Origin of the sequence: Paracoccus aestuarii, assembly GCF_028553885.1 — a bacterium.
In the GTDB taxonomy this organism is placed as follows: Bacteria; Pseudomonadota; Alphaproteobacteria; order Rhodobacterales; family Rhodobacteraceae; genus Paracoccus; species Paracoccus aestuarii.
Genome location: NZ_CP067169.1, coordinates 1 through 17,257 on the forward strand (window position 1 = coordinate 1; position 17,257 = coordinate 17,257).

The following is a 17,257-nucleotide window of genomic DNA, read 5'->3' on the forward strand; positions in this document are numbered from 1 at the left end:
ATGATGGACAGGATCTGGGGACAGGCATGCGCGGAGCTGGAGCAGAGCGTGGGGCCGAACAACTACAACCACTGGATCAAGCCGCTTCGCCTGACCGCCATCGATGACGGGGCCGCGCGTTTCGCCAGCCCCACGCGGTTCATCTCGGACTGGGTGAACCGGCATTTCGCCAAGGAGATCATGGCCGTCCTGACGCGCAACGGCGCGCCGGTCGAACGGCTGCGATTCGATGTGGGCGCCGTGGCCGCGGCCCGTCCCGCAGCGCAGGCCGCGGCCCCCGCGGGCCACGCGCCCGAGGCCCCCACCGCCCGCGCGCCCCGCGCCGATTTGGGCGCGCCGCTGGACCCGCGCTACACCTTCTCGAATTTCGTCGTGGGCAAGCCGAACGAGCTGGCCCATGCCGCCGCCCGCCGCGTGGCCGAGGGCGGGCCCGTGGGCTTCAACCCGCTGTTCCTCTATGGCGGCGTGGGCTTGGGCAAGACGCACCTGATGCACGCCATCGCGCATGATTATCAGACGCGCCACCCCGCGGCGCAGGTTCTGTACCTGTCGGCGGAACAGTTCATGTACCGCTTCGTGCAGGCCCTGCGCGAAAGTTCCATCATGGATTTCAAGAGCATGTTCCGCAACGTGAACATGCTGATGGTCGATGACGTGCAGTTCATCGCCGGCAAGGACAGCACCCAGGAGGAGTTCTTCCACACCTTCAACGCGCTGGTCGATCAGGGCAAGCAGATCGTGATCTCCGCCGACCGCGCCCCGGCCGAGATCAAAGGCCTGGAGGAACGCATCAAGTCGCGCCTGTCCTGCGGGCTGATCGTGGACCTGCACCCCACGACCTACGAGCTGCGCCTTGGCATCCTGCAATCCAAGACCGAGGTCTTCCGCGCCCAGCAGCCCGACCTGGAGATCGGCGCGGGCGTCCTGGAATTCCTGGCCCATCGCATCAGCACCAACGTCCGGGTGCTGGAGGGCGCGCTGCAGCGTCTCTTCGCCCATGCCAGCCTGCTGCGCCGCGAGATCACGCTGGAGGTCGCGCAGGAATGCCTGGCCGACATCCTGCGCACGAACGACCGCAAGATCAGCATCGACGACATCCAGCGCAAGGTCGCGGAACATTACAACATCCGCCTGGCCGACATGATGGGCCCGAAGCGCGCCCGCAACGTCGCCCGGCCCCGCCAGATCGCCATGTATCTGTCCAAGCAGCTGACCAGCCGGTCCCTGCCCGAGATCGGCCGCCGCTTCGGCGGGCGCGACCACACCACGATCATGCATGGCGTGCGCAAGATCGAGGAATTGCTGGCCGAGGATTCCTCGCTGGTCGAGGATGTGGCCGTGCTCAAGCGCATGCTGGAAGGCTGATCACGAAAATCTTGTGACCCGCCGCGCGGGCGGCTATGCATCAGGTCCGGCAAGGGCCGCACAGCCATGGGACAGGGGAAACAGATGAAATTCTCGATCGAGCGCGCCGTTCTGGTCAAGGCCGTGTCTCAGGCGCAATCGGTGGTCGAACGCCGCAACACCATCCCGATCCTGGCCAATGTCCTGATCGAGGCGGCCGAGGACGGCGTGAGCTTCCGCGCCACCGATCTGGATACCGAGGTCGTGGACCGCGCCCCCGCCCAGGTGGAACGCCCCGGCGCCACCACCGTCAGCGCCGTGATGCTGAACGAGATCGCGCGCAAGCTGCCCGACGGCGCGCTGGTCCAGATCGCCAGCGACGAGGAATCCGGGCGGCTGTCGGTCCAGGCGGGCCGGTCCTCCTTCAGCCTGGCGACCCTGCCGCGCGCCGATTTCCCGGTCATGGCCAGCAGCGAATACAGCGCCAATTTCAAGGCGCCCGCGGGCGTGCTGCGCCGGCTGTTCGACAAGTCGAAATTCGCGATCTCGACCGAGGAGACGCGCTATTACCTGAACGGCGTCTATCTGCATGTGGCGCAATCGGGCGACGGGCCGGTGCTGCGCTGCGTGGCGACCGACGGGCACCGTCTGGCGCGGATCGACGCGCCCCTGCCCATGGGCGCCGACGACATGCCCGGCGTGATCGTGCCGCGCAAGACCGTGGGCGAGCTGCGCAAGCTTCTGGACGATGACGAGGCCGAGATCGCCGTTTCGGTCAGCGAGACCAAGATCCGCTTCGCCACGCCGACCATCACCCTGACCTCGAAGGTGATCGACGGGACCTTCCCCGATTACAGCCGCGTCATCCCCACCGGCAATGCCCGCAAGCTGGAGGTGGACGCCACCGATTTCGCCCGCGCCGTGGACCGCGTGGCCACCGTCAGCAGCGAACGGTCCCGCGCCGTCAAGCTGTCGCTGGACCAGGACCGGCTGGTCCTGTCGGTGAACGCCCCCGATGCCGGCGCCGCCGAGGAGGAGCTGATCGTGGCCTTCGCCGACGACCCGCTGGAGATCGGCTTCAACGCCAAATACCTGCAGGAGATCGCGGGCCAGGTCGATCGCGACAATGCCGTCTTCCTGTTCAACGGATCGGGCGACGCCGCCCTGATCCGCGAGGGCAATGACGAAAGCGCGGTCTATGTCGTCATGCCGATGCGCGTGTGACGCTGCATCACCTGCGGCTGTCCCAGTTCCGGTCCTGGCCCCGCCTGGACCTGGCGCTGGACGACCGGCCGCTGGCGATCTTCGGCCCAAACGGGTCGGGCAAGACGAACATCCTGGAATCGCTGTCGATGCTGGCCCCCGGACGGGGCTTGCGTGGTGCCGCGCCCGCCGATCAGGCCCGTCAGGACGCAGGCGCGGGATGGCGTATCCGTGCCGCCTTGGGCGATCACGGCGTGGACATCACCGCCCTGCCCGGCCAGTCGCGCCAGGTCGCGCTGGATGACAAGACGGTCCCGCAGACCCGGCTGGCGCGGCTGGTCCGCGTGGTCTGGCTGGTCCCGGCGATGGACCGGCTGTGGACCGACACGCCCGAGACGCGCCGTCGCTTCCTGGACCGGGTGACCCTGTCGCTGCATCCCGATCACGCCGATCTGTCACTGGCCTATGACAAGGCGATGCGCGAACGCAACCGCCTGCTGCGCGACCAGCTGGGTGATCCCGGCTGGTACCGCGCGCTGGAGGCGCAGATGGCCGATGCCGGCGCCGCCCTGACCCGCAACCGCCGGGCCGCGCTGGACGCGATCATGGCCGCCCAGGATGGCGGCGCGGATTTCCCCGCGGCGCGGCTGGTCCTGCTGGCCCAGGACGGCCATGCCGATGACGCCGACGCCGCCAGCATCGCGGACCGGCTGTCGGCGATGCGGCCCCGCGACCTGGCCGCCGGGCGCAGCCTGACCGGCCCGCATCGCGCCGATCTGGGGGCCAGCTGGGGGCCGCAGGACATGCCCGCCGCGCTGTCCTCGACGGGCGAGCAGAAGGCCCTGCTGCTGTCGCTGATCCTGGCCAATGCGCGGGCGCTGTCGGACCAGCCGGTGCTGCTGCTGCTGGACGAGGTGGCGGCCCATCTGGACGCGGACCGGCGCGCCGCGCTCTGTGACCGGATCACCGACCTGCCCGCGCGCAGCCTGCTGACCGGCACGGATCGCGACCTGTTCGCGGCCTTCGGGCCGCGCGCGCGCCACCTGGCCGTGCGGCGCGACGCGCAGGGTTCCGCCATCGCCGCCGAGGACTGATCCGGGCACGCGAAAAACCCTGCGAAAGCCGTGACTTTGCCCGCCGGAAGGCCTATATCGGGGCATGACGTACAGGAAATTCCACACATGACCGACACCGCTGCCCAACCCGCCGAATACGGCGCCGATTCGATCAAGGTTCTCAAGGGGTTGGAGGCCGTGCGCAAGCGGCCCGGCATGTATATCGGCGATACCGATGACGGGTCCGGCCTGCATCACATGGTCTATGAGGTCGTCGATAACGGCATCGACGAGGCCTTGGCCGGCCATGCCGACTATGTCCAGGTCAAGATCCATGCCGATAGCAGCGTCAGCGTGCGCGACAACGGCCGCGGCATTCCGGTGGACATGCATGCCAGCGAAGGCGTCAGCGCGGCCGAGGTCATCATGACCCAGCTGCATGCGGGCGGAAAGTTCGACCAGAACAGCTACAAGGTCTCGGGCGGGTTGCACGGGGTCGGCGTGTCGGTGGTGAATGCGCTGAGCGACTGGCTGGAGCTGCGGATCTGGCGCAACGACAAGGAACATTACGTCCGCTTCGAACGCGGCGACACGGTGGAATCGCTGCGCGTGGTGGGCGACGCCCCCGGCCAGACCGGGACCGAGGTGCGGTTTCTGGCCTCGAACAAGCAGACCGACCCGGAGGGGACCTTCTCGAACCTCGACTACAGCTTCAAGACGCTGGAGAACCGCCTGCGGGAACTGGCCTTCCTGAACAGCGGCGTGCGCATCATCCTGGAGGATGAGCGCCATGCCGAGATCCAGCGCTCCGAGCTGTTCTACGAGGGCGGCGTGCGGGAATTCGTCAAATACCTCGACCGGTCCAAGACCGCCGTCATGCCCGAGCCGATCTTCATCACCGGCGAAAAGGGCGGCATCGGGGTCGAGGTCGCGATGTGGTGGAATGACAGCTATCACGAGACGGTGCTGCCCTTCACCAACAACATCCCGCAGCGCGATGGCGGCACGCATATGGCGGGCTTCCGCGGCGCGCTGACCCGGGTGATCGGCAAATACGCCCAGGACAGCGGCATTGCCAGAAAGGAAAAGGTCGATTTCACCGGCGACGACGCGCGCGAGGGTCTGACCTGCGTGCTGTCCGTCAAGGTGCCCGACCCGAAATTCTCCAGCCAGACCAAGGACAAGCTGGTCTCCTCCGAGGTGCGCCCCGCGGTCGAGGGGCTGGTCGGTGAAAAGCTGGCCGATTGGTTCGAGGAGAACCCGACCGAGGCCCGCCAGATCGTCGGCAAGATCATCGAGGCGGCCTTGGCCCGCGAGGCGGCGCGCCGCGCGCGCGAGCTGACGCGCCGCAAGACCGCGATGGATGTGGCATCCCTGCCCGGCAAGCTGGCCGATTGCCAGGAAAAGGACCCCGCGCTCAGCGAGCTGTTCATCGTCGAGGGCGATTCGGCCGGCGGATCGGCGAAACAGGGCCGGTCGCGCCAGAACCAGGCCGTGCTGCCCCTGCGCGGCAAGATCCTGAACGTGGAACGCGCGCGCTTCGACCGGATGCTGTCCTCGGACCAGATCGGCACGCTGATCACCGCGCTCGGCACCGGGATCGGGCGGGATGAATTCAGCCTGAAGAAGCTGCGCTACCACAAGATCGTCATCATGACGGACGCCGACGTGGACGGCGCGCATATCCGCACCCTGCTGCTGACCTTCTTCTTCCGCCAGATGCCCGACCTGATCGAGGCGGGGCATCTCTATATCGCGCAGCCGCCGCTCTACAAGGTCGGGCGCGGGCGGTCTGAGGTCTATCTGAAGAACGAGGCCGCGCTGGAGGATTACCTGATCCAGCAGGGCGTGGACGGCGCCACCCTGCGCCTGGCCACGGGCGAGGATATCAGCGGCAACGACCTAGCCCGCGTGGTCGAGGAGGCCCGCGCCGCCCGCCGCATCCTGCGCGCCTATCCCACCCATTACCCGCCGCACATCACCGAACAGGCCGCGATCGCCGGGGCCTTGGTGCCCGGCCGGATCGACGAGGATGCCCAGGCCGTGGCCGATGACATCGCCGCCCGGCTGGACCTGATCGCCGAGGAATACGAGCGCGGCTGGCTGGGCCGCCCGACCCAGGATGCCGGCATCCGCCTGTCCCGCACCCTGCGCGGTGTCGAGGAGAATCGCGTCCTCGACGGCCAGATGCTGCGCAGCGGCGAAAGCCGCCGCTTGGGCGAGATGACCCGGGCGCTTCAGGACATCTATGCCCGCCCGGCACGGCTGATGCGCAAGGATCGCGACCAGATGATCCACGGCCCCTTGGCCCTGCTGCAGGCGATCTTCCTGGAGGGCGAGAAGGGCCTGTCGCTGCAGCGCTACAAGGGCCTGGGCGAGATGAACCCCGACCAGCTGTGGGAGACGACCTTGGACCCCGATGCCCGCACCATGCTGCAGGTGCGCATCGAGGATGTGGCCGAGGCCGAGGACCTGTTCACCAAGCTGATGGGCGACGTGGTCGAACCGCGCCGCGACTTCATCCAGCAGAACGCCCTGAACGTCGAGAACCTGGACACATGATCAACTGGCTCTGGCAGAACGGGCCGATTGTCGACTGCCCTGAATTGCCACTTCGTGTCGACGGTAATAACGACATGTTAGGCCGCATCGAGAAAAGGGGTCCACAGGGCGGTCTGGCTGGAATTCAAGCTGGGATGTGCGATGGAGGCCAGATTGACACAAGATATGATATCGGACGAAAATATTTGTTTAACAAGCATTTTATCTTGGCGCTCCGGTCCCCGAACAGCCGCTACCCCACTGATCATCGGCTCGTTTTTGAATAGCTTTCCCTAATTTCTTGCGCCGGTTCTCCATGGCATGACCTTCCGGAGAATTTTAGCCAATGGTTATCGATCTATCGCCAGTTCCGTCGCTGGACGCTGGTCCGACTATGCGATAGGATTTGTTTGTTCAAGAGCGTCCATGATCTTTTCCCAAATCCCCGCCAGTGACCAACGACGGAATTGGCGATAGACGCTTGACCACTTTCCAAACTCTTACGGCAGATCCCGCCATGGAGCGTCAGTTTGCATTCAGCATGGCCTTGAACCAGTGGCGGCTCACGCCTCATTTCCTAAAACCGCATCAAGGAAAAGTCGGTGGTTGGTGGGCTTGCTTCCGTTTCCGGCGCGGATGGTGAGGGGAAACGCATGATGGAGCCCGCTCGTCGTTCGACATCAGGTTTCGTGCGAAGCTGGTATCTATCATAGATGCCAGGTTTAGTTAAGATCAACACGGCCGGTGAATTACTGCTGTCAACAGGGCCTAAGAATGAAACCTCGCGCCCGAATGATCTCCGCTTGAGGTATTCCCTATCGAAAGCTGAGACAAATTGCAGCGTCAAGCCCTAAAATTATTGTTGTTGAATGCGTATTTAGGGCCATGCTACCCGCCCGATACTAGAAACTAAGTGAGTTGCAAAAGCACTGTGAAGATGGCCCAGACCCGCCTGACCCTTGCCGCCGCCGTCGTCACCCATGATCGGCTGGACAAGCTGAAGGTCACGCTGAACCGCCTGCTGGCCGAGCCGGTCGATCACGTGATCGTCATCGACAATGCCTCGGGCGACGGCACATGGGACTGGCTGACGGGTCTGGACGACCCGCGCCTGATCCTGCGGCGCAGCGCGACCAATCTGGGCGGGGCGGGCGGGTTCTCGCGCGCGATGCAGATCGCCCGGGACGACACGCGCGCCGATTGGGTCGCGGTGATGGATGATGACGGCCGCCCCGCGCCGGGCGCTTTCGCGCGGTTCCGCGGCATGGACCTGCGGGGCTGGGACGCGGTCGGGGCCGCGGTGCGCCATCCGGACGGCACCATCTGCGAGATGAACCGCCCCTATCGCAACCCGTTCTGGAACCCCGGCGCCTTTCTGCGGACCTTGGCGCGCATGCCCCTGGGCCGCGGGCGGCAGGGGTTTCACCTGAGCGACGCCGATTACGTCCCCGGCGCGCCGATGCGGGCGGTGGACATGACCAGCTTCGTCGGGCTGTTTCTGTCGCGGGACGCGCTGATGCGGGCGGGCCTGCCCGATCCGCGCCTGTTCATCTATGGCGACGATCAGCTGCATACCCTGCGGATGCGGCGCATGGGGCTGCGGATCGGCTTTGCCCCGGACCTGCATTTCGACCATGACACCCAGGCCCTGCAGGGCAGCACCGGCCTGGTCCTGCGGCCGATCTGGAAGGTCTATTACATGTATCGCAACGCGCTGATCGCCTATCGCGTGGCGGCGGGGCCGTGGTTCTGGCCACTGGTCCCGGTCCTGCTGCGCAAATGGCGCCGCAAGGCGGGCGATTACGGGCCCGATGCGGCGCTGTTCCGCACCATCCTGGACCAGGCAGTGCGCGACGGGCTGGCCGGGCGGCTGGACCGGCCCCATGACCGGGTCCTGGCCTTGGCCGGTCATGGCTGATCCGGTCCTGATCGTCGGCGCGGGCCTGTCGGGCGCGGTCTTGGCCCGCCGCCTGGCCGAGGCCGGCCGGCCCAGCATCGTCATCGACGCGCGGCCCCACATCGCCGGCAACTGCCATACCGAGCGCGACGCCGAGACGGGCGTCATGCTGCATGTCTATGGCCCGCACATCTTCCACACCGATGACGAGGGGGTCTGGGATTACGTCAACCGCTTCGCGCGGTTCCTGCCCTATCAGAACCGCGTCAAGACGACGGCCCAGGGCCGTGTCCATTCGCTGCCCATCAACCTGCTGACGATCAACCAGTTCTTCGGCACGACCCTGCGCCCCGACGAGGCGCGCGCCTTCATCGAGAGCAAGGCCGATACCAGCATCACCGATCCGCAGACCTTCGAGGAGCAGGCACTGCGCTTCGTCGGTCCCGAACTCTACGAGGCCTTCTTCAAGGGCTATACCGAAAAGCAGTGGGGCTGTTCGCCGACCGAGCTGCCCGCATCGATTCTGAAGCGCCTGCCGGTGCGGTTCAATTACGATGACAACTACTTCTTCCACCGCTTCCAGGGGATGCCGCAGGACGGCTACAGCGCCATGGTCGCGGCGATCCTGGACCATTCGTGCATCACGGTCGAGCTGAACACCGAATACCGCCCCGAGATGGCGGCCGAGGCCGATCACGTCTTCTGGTCGGGACCGCTGGACGGGTATTTCGACTATCGGCTTGGCCGGCTCGGCTATCGCACGCTGGATTTCGAGCGGTTCAGCGATAAGGGCGACTATCAGGGCTGTGCAGTGATGAACTACGGCGACCGCGACGTGCCCTATACCCGCATCACCGAGCACAAGCATTTCAGCCCCTGGGAAAGCCACGAAGGCACGGTCTGCTATCGCGAATATTCCCGCGCGGCCGAGCCGGGCGACACGCCCTACTACCCGATCCGCCTGGTCGAGGAGAAGGCGCTGCTGGAGCAGTACATCGACCTCGCCCACGCCACGCCGGGGGTGACCTTCGTCGGACGGCTTGGCACCTATCGCTACTTGGACATGGACGTTACCATCCGCGAGGCACTGGACATGGCCGATCTGTTCCTGCGGTCCGGGGGCGCGATGCCCACCTTTCTGCGCCCGCCCCTAGTTGTTTGATCCCACGGTTTGATGGTGCGATCCTTTCGCAGGAATGGAAGGAAGCATTATGGGCCAGGTTCGTCACGGGAGCGCCATGAGCACGCACGCCGTCAGAGCTGCAATAATGAGGGCCGGCTCGCTATCGGTCCGAGGGCTTGGCCCGAACGATCGCAAGCTTCGCTTGCGACGTTGAGCCGGGATCTGGGGATCAACCCGAAGACGGTTGCGAAATGGCGCAAGCGCCAGACGGTCGAGGACCTCAAGACCGGGCCGAGAGAACCGCGCTCGACGATCCTGACCGAGGCTGAGGAGGCGACCATCGTCGCTTTCCGACGGCACACGCTGCTGCCGCGGGAGTTCAAGCGTGAAGCAAACGATCCGGGGGATCGTTTGTAGCGCAGAACGCCTCTATGCCCTGCAGCCATCCATCCCGCACGTGACACGCTCAGCGCTCCATCGGTGTCTGCAGCGATGAGCCATTGCGGCGCCACCGGTTCAAGCCCGATGGCGAGGAGCATTCAGTTCGCCGAGCAGCCCCCGGAACCGCAACACCGTTTATTCTCGGCCCATGCGCTTCGACATGATCTGCAAGGGCGAGACCTTGTCCGCCATTGGTCCGAGGACAATGGTCGAGCGGTATCGAACATCGTCTCACCAAGCCAAACCACCCGTGGACCAACGACCGGGTCGAGCGAATGAACCGAACGATCAAGGACGCGACCGTTAAACGCTTCCATTACGACGATCACGACCAGCTCCGCACTCACCTCGCCGACTTCATGGCCGCTTACAATTTCGCCCGCCGGCTCAAGACCCTTGGAGGGCTCACACCCTACGAATACATCCGCAAGATCTGGACATCTGAGCCAGACAGATTCATCCCAAATCCGATCCAACAGATGCCGGGACTGAACACTGGGCCAGCCCGTCGGGCGCGGGCTGCACGATCCAGGTGAAATCCAGTCCCCATTGCGCGCCGTCGCCCAGCAGTCGCTGGAACTGGGCCTGGTCCTCCGGCGTGGTGATGATGGCAATCTAGCGGGCGCCGGCCAGCATCAGCACCGTGAGCGGATAATAGATCATCGGCTTGTCGTAGAGCGGCAGCAGCTGCTTCGACACGCCCATGGTGATGGGATAGAGCCGCGCCCCCGAGCCTCCGGCCAGGATGATGCCCTTGCGCTGCGTCATATCGAATCATCGGCTAGGGCGCCGTCCAGGCGGCCAGGTTCAGAACCGCGTGGGGTCGTTCCGCCAGGATCGCCCCGCCGCATGCGCCCGGATCCATCAGGTCGGCATCGCACCGCGCCAGAAACCGCGCCCCCGGCGCCAAGGGCGCCAAGGCCCGCGCCACCTGCCCCGTCGCCCCGAAGACCAGCAGCCCCCGCATCAGCCCGTCCCCAAGCGCCGGCCCACGCCGTCGCGCGCCAGCAGCGGCTGCCACCAGTCGCGGTTGTCCAGATACCAGGCCACCGTGCGGCCCAGCCCCTCGTCGACCGAGACGGAGGGGCGCCAGCCCAGCTCGGACCGGATGCGCGCAGGGTCGATGGCATAGCGCCGGTCATGGCCGGGCCGGTCGGGCACGAAGGCGATCAGCCGGTCATGGGGGGCGCCCTCGGGGTGCAGCCGGTCCATATGCGCGCAGATCATCCGCACCAGGTCGATATTGGCGACCTCGTTCTCGCCGCCGATGGCATAGCTGCGGCCGGGGCGGCCTTGGGTCAGCACGGTCAGCAGCGCCTCGGCGTGATCCTCGACATAGAGCCAGTCGCGCACATGCAGCCCGTCGCCATAGACGGGGATCGGCTGGCCGGCCAAGGCGCGCAGGATCACCACCGGCACCAGCTTTTCGGGAAAATGGAACGGCCCGTAATTGTTCGAGCAGTTGGTCAGCAGGACCGGCAGGCCATAGGTTTCGGACCAGGCGCGGACCAGGTGGTCCGAGCCCGCCTTGCTGGCCGAATAGGGGCTGCGCGGATCATAGGGGGTCGTCTCGCTGAACCGGCCCTCGGGGCCCAGGGATCCGAAGACCTCGTCGGTCGAGACATGGTGGAAGCGGAACCCCTCCGGCCGCCCGGCGGCGGTCCAATAGGCGCGCGCGGCCTCCAGCAGGGTGAAGGTGCCGATCACATTGGTCTGGATGAAGCTGTCCGGCCCGTCGATGGACCGGTCCACATGGCTTTCGGCGGCCAGGTGCAGGATGGCATCGGGGCGGTGCCGGGCCAGGATGCGGTCCAAGGCCGCGCGGTCGCGGATGTCGGCATGTTCGAAGGCGTAGCGGTCCGAACCCGCCACCGAGGCCACGTTCTCCAGGTTCGCGGCATAGGTCAGCGTGTCCAGGTTCACCACGTCATGGCCGCGCGCCACGGCCAGCCGCACCACCGCCGATCCGATGAAGCCGGCGCCGCCGGTGATCAGGATCCTCATGCGTCACTCGCAAAGGGGCTGGTCCCGTCCGCGAAGGCGGGCGCGGCGCGATCCTTTTCCGACAGGACCGGATCGCGGACGCCCCAATCGATGCCCAGGCTGTCCCATGCCACCGCCCCGTCGGCGGCGCGGTCGTAATGGGCGGTGCATTTGTAGATCACCTCGGTCTCCGGGGCGCGGGTGACGAAGCCGTGCAGGAAGCCCGCGGGGATCCACAGCTGGCGGCCATCGGCGAAACTAAGCTCGGTCCCGAACCATTGCCCGTAGGTGGGGCTGCCCCGCCGGGCATCCACCGCCACGTCGAACGGGCTGCCGCGGCCGCAGCGCACCAGCTTGCCTTGGGCATGGGGCGGGGCCGGGTAATGCAGCCCCCGCAGCGTGCCCGCGCGCATCGACATCGAATGGTTGTCCTGGACGATATCCGGCAGGTCCAGCCCCGCCTCGCGCAGCGTGCGGCGATTCCAGCTTTCCGAGAAGAAGCCGCGGTCGTCGCCGTGGCGGGCGGGCGTCAGGACAACGACGCCGGGCAAGGGGGTGGGGTCGATCTGTATGGGCACTCGATACGGCGATAGGGATGTCGCAGTCTTAGCACCGGCATGCGGACCTGTCTGCCCATGGCTCGCTGAAAATGCGATCTAGTCCAGATGCCCCGCGATCACCCGGCCCAAGGCAAAAACGCGCTGTTCCAGGATCACCGGCGTCTCGCAGACATAGGTCAGAGATTGCTGGCGTTCGGTGAAGATGCGGGTGTCCCAGTCCAGCGCGGCCTCCTCGGCGTCGAGCGCGTCGAAATCGGGGTCCTCGGCGGCCTCCAGTTCGGCCATGCGGCCGCGGCGGGCGTCGATGCGTTCCGACAGCGCCAGCTGCGCCCGGCCATAGCGCGAGATGCCCGCGATCAGCGCCGCGCGGTCGCGGTCGATCCGGTCGAAGACCGCCTGCATCAGCGCCACCATCCGATCCGCATCGGCCCCGTCTGCAAAGGCGGCGATGTCGGCCTCGGCCTCCTCCAGGGGCAGGCGGCGCTGTTCCAGCCGGTCGGCCAGGCGGGCGATGGCGGGTTCGCGCGCCAGATCGGCCATGCCCTCGTCCGGGGCGGGGCCGGACCAGACCTGGCCCAGGGACAGATGCGGCTGCAGCCGCTGGATGCAGGGCCAGTCCGGGTCGGTGCCCGGCGCGGCCAGGGCGGGCGCGGCCATCAGCGCCAGGGCCAGGGTGAAGCGGATCATGCGGGTCCTCCCTTTCGGCGGGCCCAGAGGCCCTTTTGCGGATCATACATGAAGACCGCCGCCCCGAAGAACCCCGCCAAACATCCTAGGACCACCGCCAAGGCCCCCCAGTTCACCTGCATGTAGAGCGCGAAGCGGATCAGCTCGACCGCATGGGTGAAGGGGTTGAAGCGGCAGATGTCATAGAGCAGGGGCGAGCTTTCGCGCATCCGCCACAGCGGATAAAGCGCGGAGGAGGCGAAGAACATCGGGAAGATCACGAAGTTCATGACGCCCGCGAAATTCTCCAGCTGGCGGATGGCGCTGGACAGAAACAGCCCCATCGCCCCCAGCATCAGCCCCGCCAGGATCAGCGCCGGGATCACCGTGACATAGCCCCAGGCGGGCGGGCGGATGCCCCAGAACCAGGCGATCGCCAGAAAGGCCGCAACCTGGATGATCGACACGATCACCCCCGCGACCAGCTTGGACCCCAGCAGGAACCAGCGCGGAAAGGGGCTGACCAGCAGGGTGCGCATGGCCCCCGTCTCGCGGTCATAGACCATCGACAGCGAGGATTGCATGCCGTTGAACAGCTGGATCATCGCGACGAGGCCCGGCGTGACATAGACCTCGTAGAGGACATAGGTCTGATAGGGCGGCGTGATCGACAGGCCCAGCACCGCCCGGAACCCGGCGGCGAAGATGAACAGCCAGACCAGCGGCCGCACCAGCGCCGCCAGGAACCGGCCCCGCTGGTTGACGAAGCGCAGCGTCTCGCGCCGGGCGATGCCCAGAAAGGCCGTGACCCAGGCGCCGGGCCGGGCGGTGGGGCGGGCGGTGGGGGCGGTCACGGCGCCACCCCGGTCAGGTCCAGGAATGCGCGCGTCAGCCCGGCCTGCCCGGCGATGGCACCGGCCCTGCCATGGCGCAGCACCCGGCCGCGATGCAGGATGACCAGGTCGTCATCCGGTTCGATCTCGTCCATGATATGCGTGGCCCAGAGCGCCGAGACCCCGTCATCGGCGATCAGGCGGCGGGTCAGGGCCAGGACCTCGGCGCGGGACTTGACGTCCAGCCCCACCGTCGCCTCGTCCAGCAGCAGCAGGTCGGGGCTGTGGATCAGGGCGCGGGCGATCTCGGCCCGGCGGGACTGGCCGCCGGACAAGGCGGTGATGCGCGCATCGGCGCGGTCGGCCAGATCGACCTGTTCCAGCACCGCCATGATGCGGGGACGCGCCAGGCGGCCGGGAATGCCGTGCAGGCTGGCGTGATAGGTCAGGTTCTGGCGGATGGTCAGGTCAGCATCCATGGCGCGGGACTGAAACACCACGCCCAGCCGCGCCAGGGCCTGCGACGGCCGGCGCCGCAGGTCATGGCCGCCGACCCGGATCGTGCCGGACCGGTTGTCGTAAAGCCGCGTGATCAGCGAAAAGAGCGTCGTCTTGCCCGCCCCGTTCACCCCCAGCAGGGCGGTGAACCCGCCCCGGGGGACGGTCAGCGACACATCCTCCAGCGCCTGGACGGCGCCGAAGCTGTGGCTGACCCGGTCGATCTGCAGGGCGGGCGTCACTGGATGTTGAAGACGGCCTGCATCGTGTCGCCGCTGGATCCGGGGACGGACAGGGTGTAGCGCCCCGGCAGGACCGCGATGAAGCTGAGCCGTGCCGTGCCCGCGCTGTCGAATTCGATGCTGTGCACGCCCATGGGGCGGATCTCGATATCCTCGATGACGATCTCGTTGATCCAGATGGCGCGGAAGAAGTCGCCGCCCGACAGGGACAGTTCCTGGCTGCCATCGGCGGTGATCTCGATCCGGTAGTAGCCGCCGGACTTGATCGTGTATTCGGCCGATGCCACCGGCTGGCCCGATGCCAGCGTCAGCGGCGCCAGATCCGTACGATTGTCGCGCGCCAGAAGCCCGGAAAAGCCGTAATCGAACTTGCCCTGCGCCTCGTGGACGCCGCCGTCATCGCCGGCGGGGGCCGCCGCGCCATCGTCGTCGTCGTCGTCATCATCGTCGTCGTCCTGATCGTCCGAGGTCACGGCCTCGCCCGATTGGGTGCCCGGCTCGGCGGGTTCGCCCACCACGGCATCGCCGCCGGGGACCTGGTCGGCGGGCGCGTCCTGGGCGGTGGCGGGGACCGCCAGGATCAGCGCCAGGGCGGCGCCGGACATCAGCTTGCTCAGCATGGTCATGTCGGAATTTCCTTCATCTGTCGGGGATCAGTTGGGGGCGACGACGACGCCCCAGGGTTGCTGGCCCACCTGGACCGATCGCACCACCTCGTCGCGCGCCACGTCGATGATCGACACGTCGTTCGAATTGCCGTTGGTGGTATAGAGAAACCGTTCATCGGGATCGAAGGCCAGCTGCCAGACGCGCTGGCCGACCAGCAGGTAATCCATCACCTCGTCCGTGCGGGCGTCGATGACCGCCACCCGGTTCGCGGGCCCCAGCGCTACATAGAGCTTGGCCCCGTCCGAGGTCACCCGCGCGCCCACCGGCTGGATCGCCTCGGGCAGGACGCCGGGGATCTCGAAGGTGATCTTTTTGGTGATGGTCTGGGTCTCGGGGTCGATCACGCTGACCGTGCCGCCGATCTCGGAGGTGACATAGAGCTTGGTGCCGTCGGCGGTGAACTGGGCAAAGCGCGGGCGGCTGTCGACCAGGACATTGGCGGTGATCTCGAAGGTCTCGGTGTCGATGAAATGCGCCATGTTCGTCGTTTCCGACGTGTTGATCACCACCCGGCCGTCGGGGCTGACGCCCATGCCTTCGGGTTCGACGCCGACCGGGATCTCGGCCAGGACCTGGCGGGTCTTGACGTCGACCACTGTGACCAGGTTGTCATCCTCGTTCGCGATATAGAGCGGGTTGCCCGAGGGGTGCAGCACGAACAGCTCCGGGTCGGGGCCCGATGGCAGGGTGTGCATCTCCTCCATCGTGTTGGGGTCGAAGACCCGCACCAGGTCGTCATCCGATGCGCAGACGTAGAGCTCGGTCCCGTCGGGGCTGATGGTGATGCCGCGCGGGCGGTTGCCGGCGGGATAGGTGCCGATCACCTCGAAGCTTTCGCCGTCCAGCACGGTGACGTCGTTGCTGCGTTCATTGGTCACGAAGACGCGGTTGGCCAAGGCGGGATCGGCGGCCAGGATCAGGGCAAGCCCCATGGCCGCGGCGCAGGTCAGGTTTCTCATCGTGCCTCCGGGAACTGACATTCGGTTTCGGGCCGGTCCAGGCCCATCGTGTCCAGCTGGCTGGTCTGGTGCAGATACTGGTCCTGGGGGCTGACCGAGGTGGTCAGCAGCCCCGTCGTCAGCAGGATCGGCTGGCGCATCTGGTGGTCCCAGTCGCGCACGGTCAGGGCCTGGCCCTTGAACCCTGCCACGTCGAAATCATCCGACAGGATATAGTCGCGCAGCACCTGCGGATCGCCCGATTGGGTGCGGGTCGCCGCCTCGCCCACGATGCGCAGCGACAGCCAGGCCTGATAGTCCTCCTCGCGGATGGGGCGTTCGGCCAGGCGCTCGAAGCGGGTCTGGAACTGGGTGCCGCCCCAGGCCTCCATCGCGGGATGCCAGCTGCGCGGCACCAGGCCCGCCGATCCCGCGACCGGGCGCGGATCCCAGGTCAGATAGGGCAGATAGGCGGCAAAGACCCCGGCCTCGTCCGCGGTGATGACGATGTCATGATCGGCCGCGCGCTGCGTGAAGACGGGCATCTGGGCCTGGACCTGGACATGGCCGCTGTCGGTGCGCCGCGCGCCGCCGGTATCCTCGTATTCGCGGGTCTCGACGATGCGGGCGCCGAATTTCGTGGCGGCGCGGCGATAGGCCTCGGCCATGGCCTGGTCCTGGGGGTGGCTGCCATGGATCAGGAACCAGCGGGGCCAGTTCTTCCACATCAGGAACTGGGCCAGCCCGTCGGCCAGCATCGCGCGGCTCGGGGCGACATGGATCATGTTCCACCGGCAATCCGCGCCGCGCAGGTTGTCGCCGCGCGCCAGGGCGTTGAACAGCATCGCCCGGTCGCCCGCCTGATCGGCCAGGGCCAGGGTCGTGTCGTCATCGGCCATGATCACGATGAACTGCACCCCGTCGGCCAGCAGCGTCTCCAGCGCCTCGGCGGCGGTGTCGGGGCTGGCCGCGACCTCCCCGGCCTCGAAATCCTGGCCCATGAAGCGGCCGGTCGTGTCATTGTCCTCGATCGCCAGGCGGGCGCCGGCAAAGCCCAGATCGGCGGGCGGCAGCTCCAGCCGGGAAATGGGCGGCAGGCCCGGATCGTCCACCCGCAGCACGGCGGACCGGATCACGACGGGGTCCTGGGCCGTGGCCGCAAGCGGCAGGGCCAGTGCCGTGGCACCGACCAGAATGGCCGTCAATCGCTTGAACATGTCTCTCTCCCTGGGGCAATGGTGGGCAGAGATTCGCCGATCCGGCA

General features: G+C 66.9%; 16 protein-coding genes and 3 pseudogenes. 8 read left to right on the top strand and 11 right to left on the bottom strand.

Features of this window, described 5'->3' with window-relative positions:
• The 5 genes from dnaA to JHW48_RS00025 all read left to right on the top strand — a co-directional run bounded on the left by dnaA (position 1) and on the right by JHW48_RS00025 (position 6,430).
• Complete coding sequence (gene dnaA, locus JHW48_RS00005; protein WP_170152254.1) at positions 1-1,365, top strand: chromosomal replication initiator protein DnaA; 1,365 nt, start codon at positions 1-3, stop codon at positions 1,363-1,365.
• An 84-nt stretch (positions 1,366-1,449) separates the two neighbouring features.
• Positions 1,450-2,568, top strand: coding sequence for a DNA polymerase III subunit beta (dnaN, locus tag JHW48_RS00010; RefSeq protein ID WP_119885685.1), 1,119 nt, complete (start codon positions 1,450-1,452; stop codon positions 2,566-2,568).
• Positions 2,565-3,641, top strand: coding sequence for a DNA replication/repair protein RecF (gene recF / locus JHW48_RS00015; protein ID WP_119885686.1), 1,077 nt, complete (start codon positions 2,565-2,567; stop codon positions 3,639-3,641). Before dnaN ends, recF begins: the two co-directional genes overlap by 4 nt.
• 87 nt (positions 3,642-3,728) lie before the next feature.
• Positions 3,729-6,164: a DNA topoisomerase (ATP-hydrolyzing) subunit B gene (gyrB, locus tag JHW48_RS00020; RefSeq protein WP_119885687.1), complete on the top strand. Its 2,436-nt coding sequence runs from the start codon at positions 3,729-3,731 to the stop codon at positions 6,162-6,164.
• Positions 6,161-6,430 carry a hypothetical protein gene (locus JHW48_RS00025; protein ID WP_272835658.1) on the top strand — a complete coding sequence of 90 codons (270 nt, stop codon included), beginning with the start codon at positions 6,161-6,163 and terminating at the stop codon, positions 6,428-6,430. The genes gyrB and JHW48_RS00025 overlap by 4 nt, the downstream gene beginning before the upstream one ends.
• 129 nt (positions 6,431-6,559) lie before the next feature.
• On the opposite strand, the pseudogene JHW48_RS00030 reads toward JHW48_RS00025, so the two are convergent.
• A pseudogene (locus JHW48_RS00030) lies at positions 6,560-6,854 on the bottom strand (transposase); the annotation flags it as partial.
• Between the two features lie 226 nt (positions 6,855-7,080).
• Here JHW48_RS00030 and JHW48_RS00035 point away from each other — a divergent pair.
• The 3 genes and pseudogenes from JHW48_RS00035 (at position 7,081) to JHW48_RS00045 (ending at position 10,140) form a co-directional block, all read left to right on the top strand.
• Positions 7,081-8,061, top strand: a complete 981-nt coding sequence (locus JHW48_RS00035) for a glycosyltransferase (protein ID WP_272835659.1) — start codon at positions 7,081-7,083, stop codon at positions 8,059-8,061.
• Complete coding sequence (glf, locus tag JHW48_RS00040; RefSeq protein WP_272835661.1) at positions 8,054-9,202, top strand: UDP-galactopyranose mutase; 1,149 nt, start codon at positions 8,054-8,056, stop codon at positions 9,200-9,202. The genes JHW48_RS00035 and glf overlap by 8 nt, the downstream gene beginning before the upstream one ends.
• A gap of 123 nt (positions 9,203-9,325) precedes the next feature.
• Positions 9,326-10,140, top strand: a pseudogene (locus JHW48_RS00045) (integrase core domain-containing protein).
• Here JHW48_RS00045 and JHW48_RS00050 read toward each other — a convergent pair.
• From JHW48_RS00050 to JHW48_RS00095, 10 genes and pseudogenes are all read right to left on the bottom strand, one after another.
• A pseudogene (locus tag JHW48_RS00050) lies at positions 10,085-10,372 on the bottom strand (sugar phosphate nucleotidyltransferase); the annotation flags it as partial. The pseudogenes JHW48_RS00045 and JHW48_RS00050 sit on opposite strands and share 56 nt — an antisense overlap.
• A 13-nt stretch (positions 10,373-10,385) precedes the next feature.
• Positions 10,386-10,571 carry an SDR family oxidoreductase gene (locus tag JHW48_RS00055; protein ID WP_119887805.1) on the bottom strand — a complete coding sequence of 62 codons (186 nt, stop codon included), beginning with the start codon at positions 10,569-10,571 and terminating at the stop codon, positions 10,386-10,388.
• Entirely contained in the window at positions 10,571-11,608 is a 1,038-nt protein-coding gene (rfbB, locus tag JHW48_RS00060) for a dTDP-glucose 4,6-dehydratase (protein ID WP_119887806.1), read from the bottom strand. The genes JHW48_RS00055 and rfbB overlap by 1 nt, the downstream gene beginning before the upstream one ends.
• Positions 11,605-12,159 carry a dTDP-4-dehydrorhamnose 3,5-epimerase gene (gene rfbC / locus JHW48_RS00065; RefSeq protein ID WP_119887809.1) on the bottom strand — a complete coding sequence of 185 codons (555 nt, stop codon included), beginning with the start codon at positions 12,157-12,159 and terminating at the stop codon, positions 11,605-11,607. Before rfbC ends, rfbB begins: the two co-directional genes overlap by 4 nt.
• An 84-nt stretch (positions 12,160-12,243) precedes the next feature.
• Positions 12,244-12,834: a hypothetical protein gene (locus JHW48_RS00070; RefSeq protein ID WP_119887807.1), complete on the bottom strand. Its 591-nt coding sequence runs from the start codon at positions 12,832-12,834 to the stop codon at positions 12,244-12,246.
• The gene (locus JHW48_RS00075; protein WP_272835663.1) at positions 12,831-13,667 is read right to left on the bottom strand and encodes an ABC transporter permease; all 837 of its coding nucleotides are present in this window, start codon (positions 13,665-13,667) and stop codon (positions 12,831-12,833) included. The genes JHW48_RS00070 and JHW48_RS00075 overlap by 4 nt, the downstream gene beginning before the upstream one ends.
• Positions 13,664-14,386 (bottom strand): ABC transporter ATP-binding protein, encoded by a 723-nt coding sequence (locus JHW48_RS00080; protein ID WP_119886137.1) that lies wholly within the window; start codon positions 14,384-14,386, stop codon positions 13,664-13,666. Before JHW48_RS00080 ends, JHW48_RS00075 begins: the two co-directional genes overlap by 4 nt.
• Complete coding sequence (locus JHW48_RS00085) at positions 14,383-14,859, bottom strand: cupredoxin domain-containing protein (RefSeq protein ID WP_419182421.1); 477 nt, start codon at positions 14,857-14,859, stop codon at positions 14,383-14,385. Before JHW48_RS00085 ends, JHW48_RS00080 begins: the two co-directional genes overlap by 4 nt.
• A 180-nt stretch (positions 14,860-15,039) precedes the next feature.
• The gene (locus tag JHW48_RS00090) at positions 15,040-16,014 is read right to left on the bottom strand and encodes a YVTN family beta-propeller repeat protein (RefSeq protein ID WP_240637830.1); all 975 of its coding nucleotides are present in this window, start codon (positions 16,012-16,014) and stop codon (positions 15,040-15,042) included.
• Positions 16,011-17,210, bottom strand: coding sequence for an ABC transporter substrate-binding protein (locus JHW48_RS00095; RefSeq protein WP_119886136.1), 1,200 nt, complete (start codon positions 17,208-17,210; stop codon positions 16,011-16,013). The genes JHW48_RS00090 and JHW48_RS00095 overlap by 4 nt, the downstream gene beginning before the upstream one ends.
• Between the last annotated feature and the right edge of the window lie 47 nt (positions 17,211-17,257).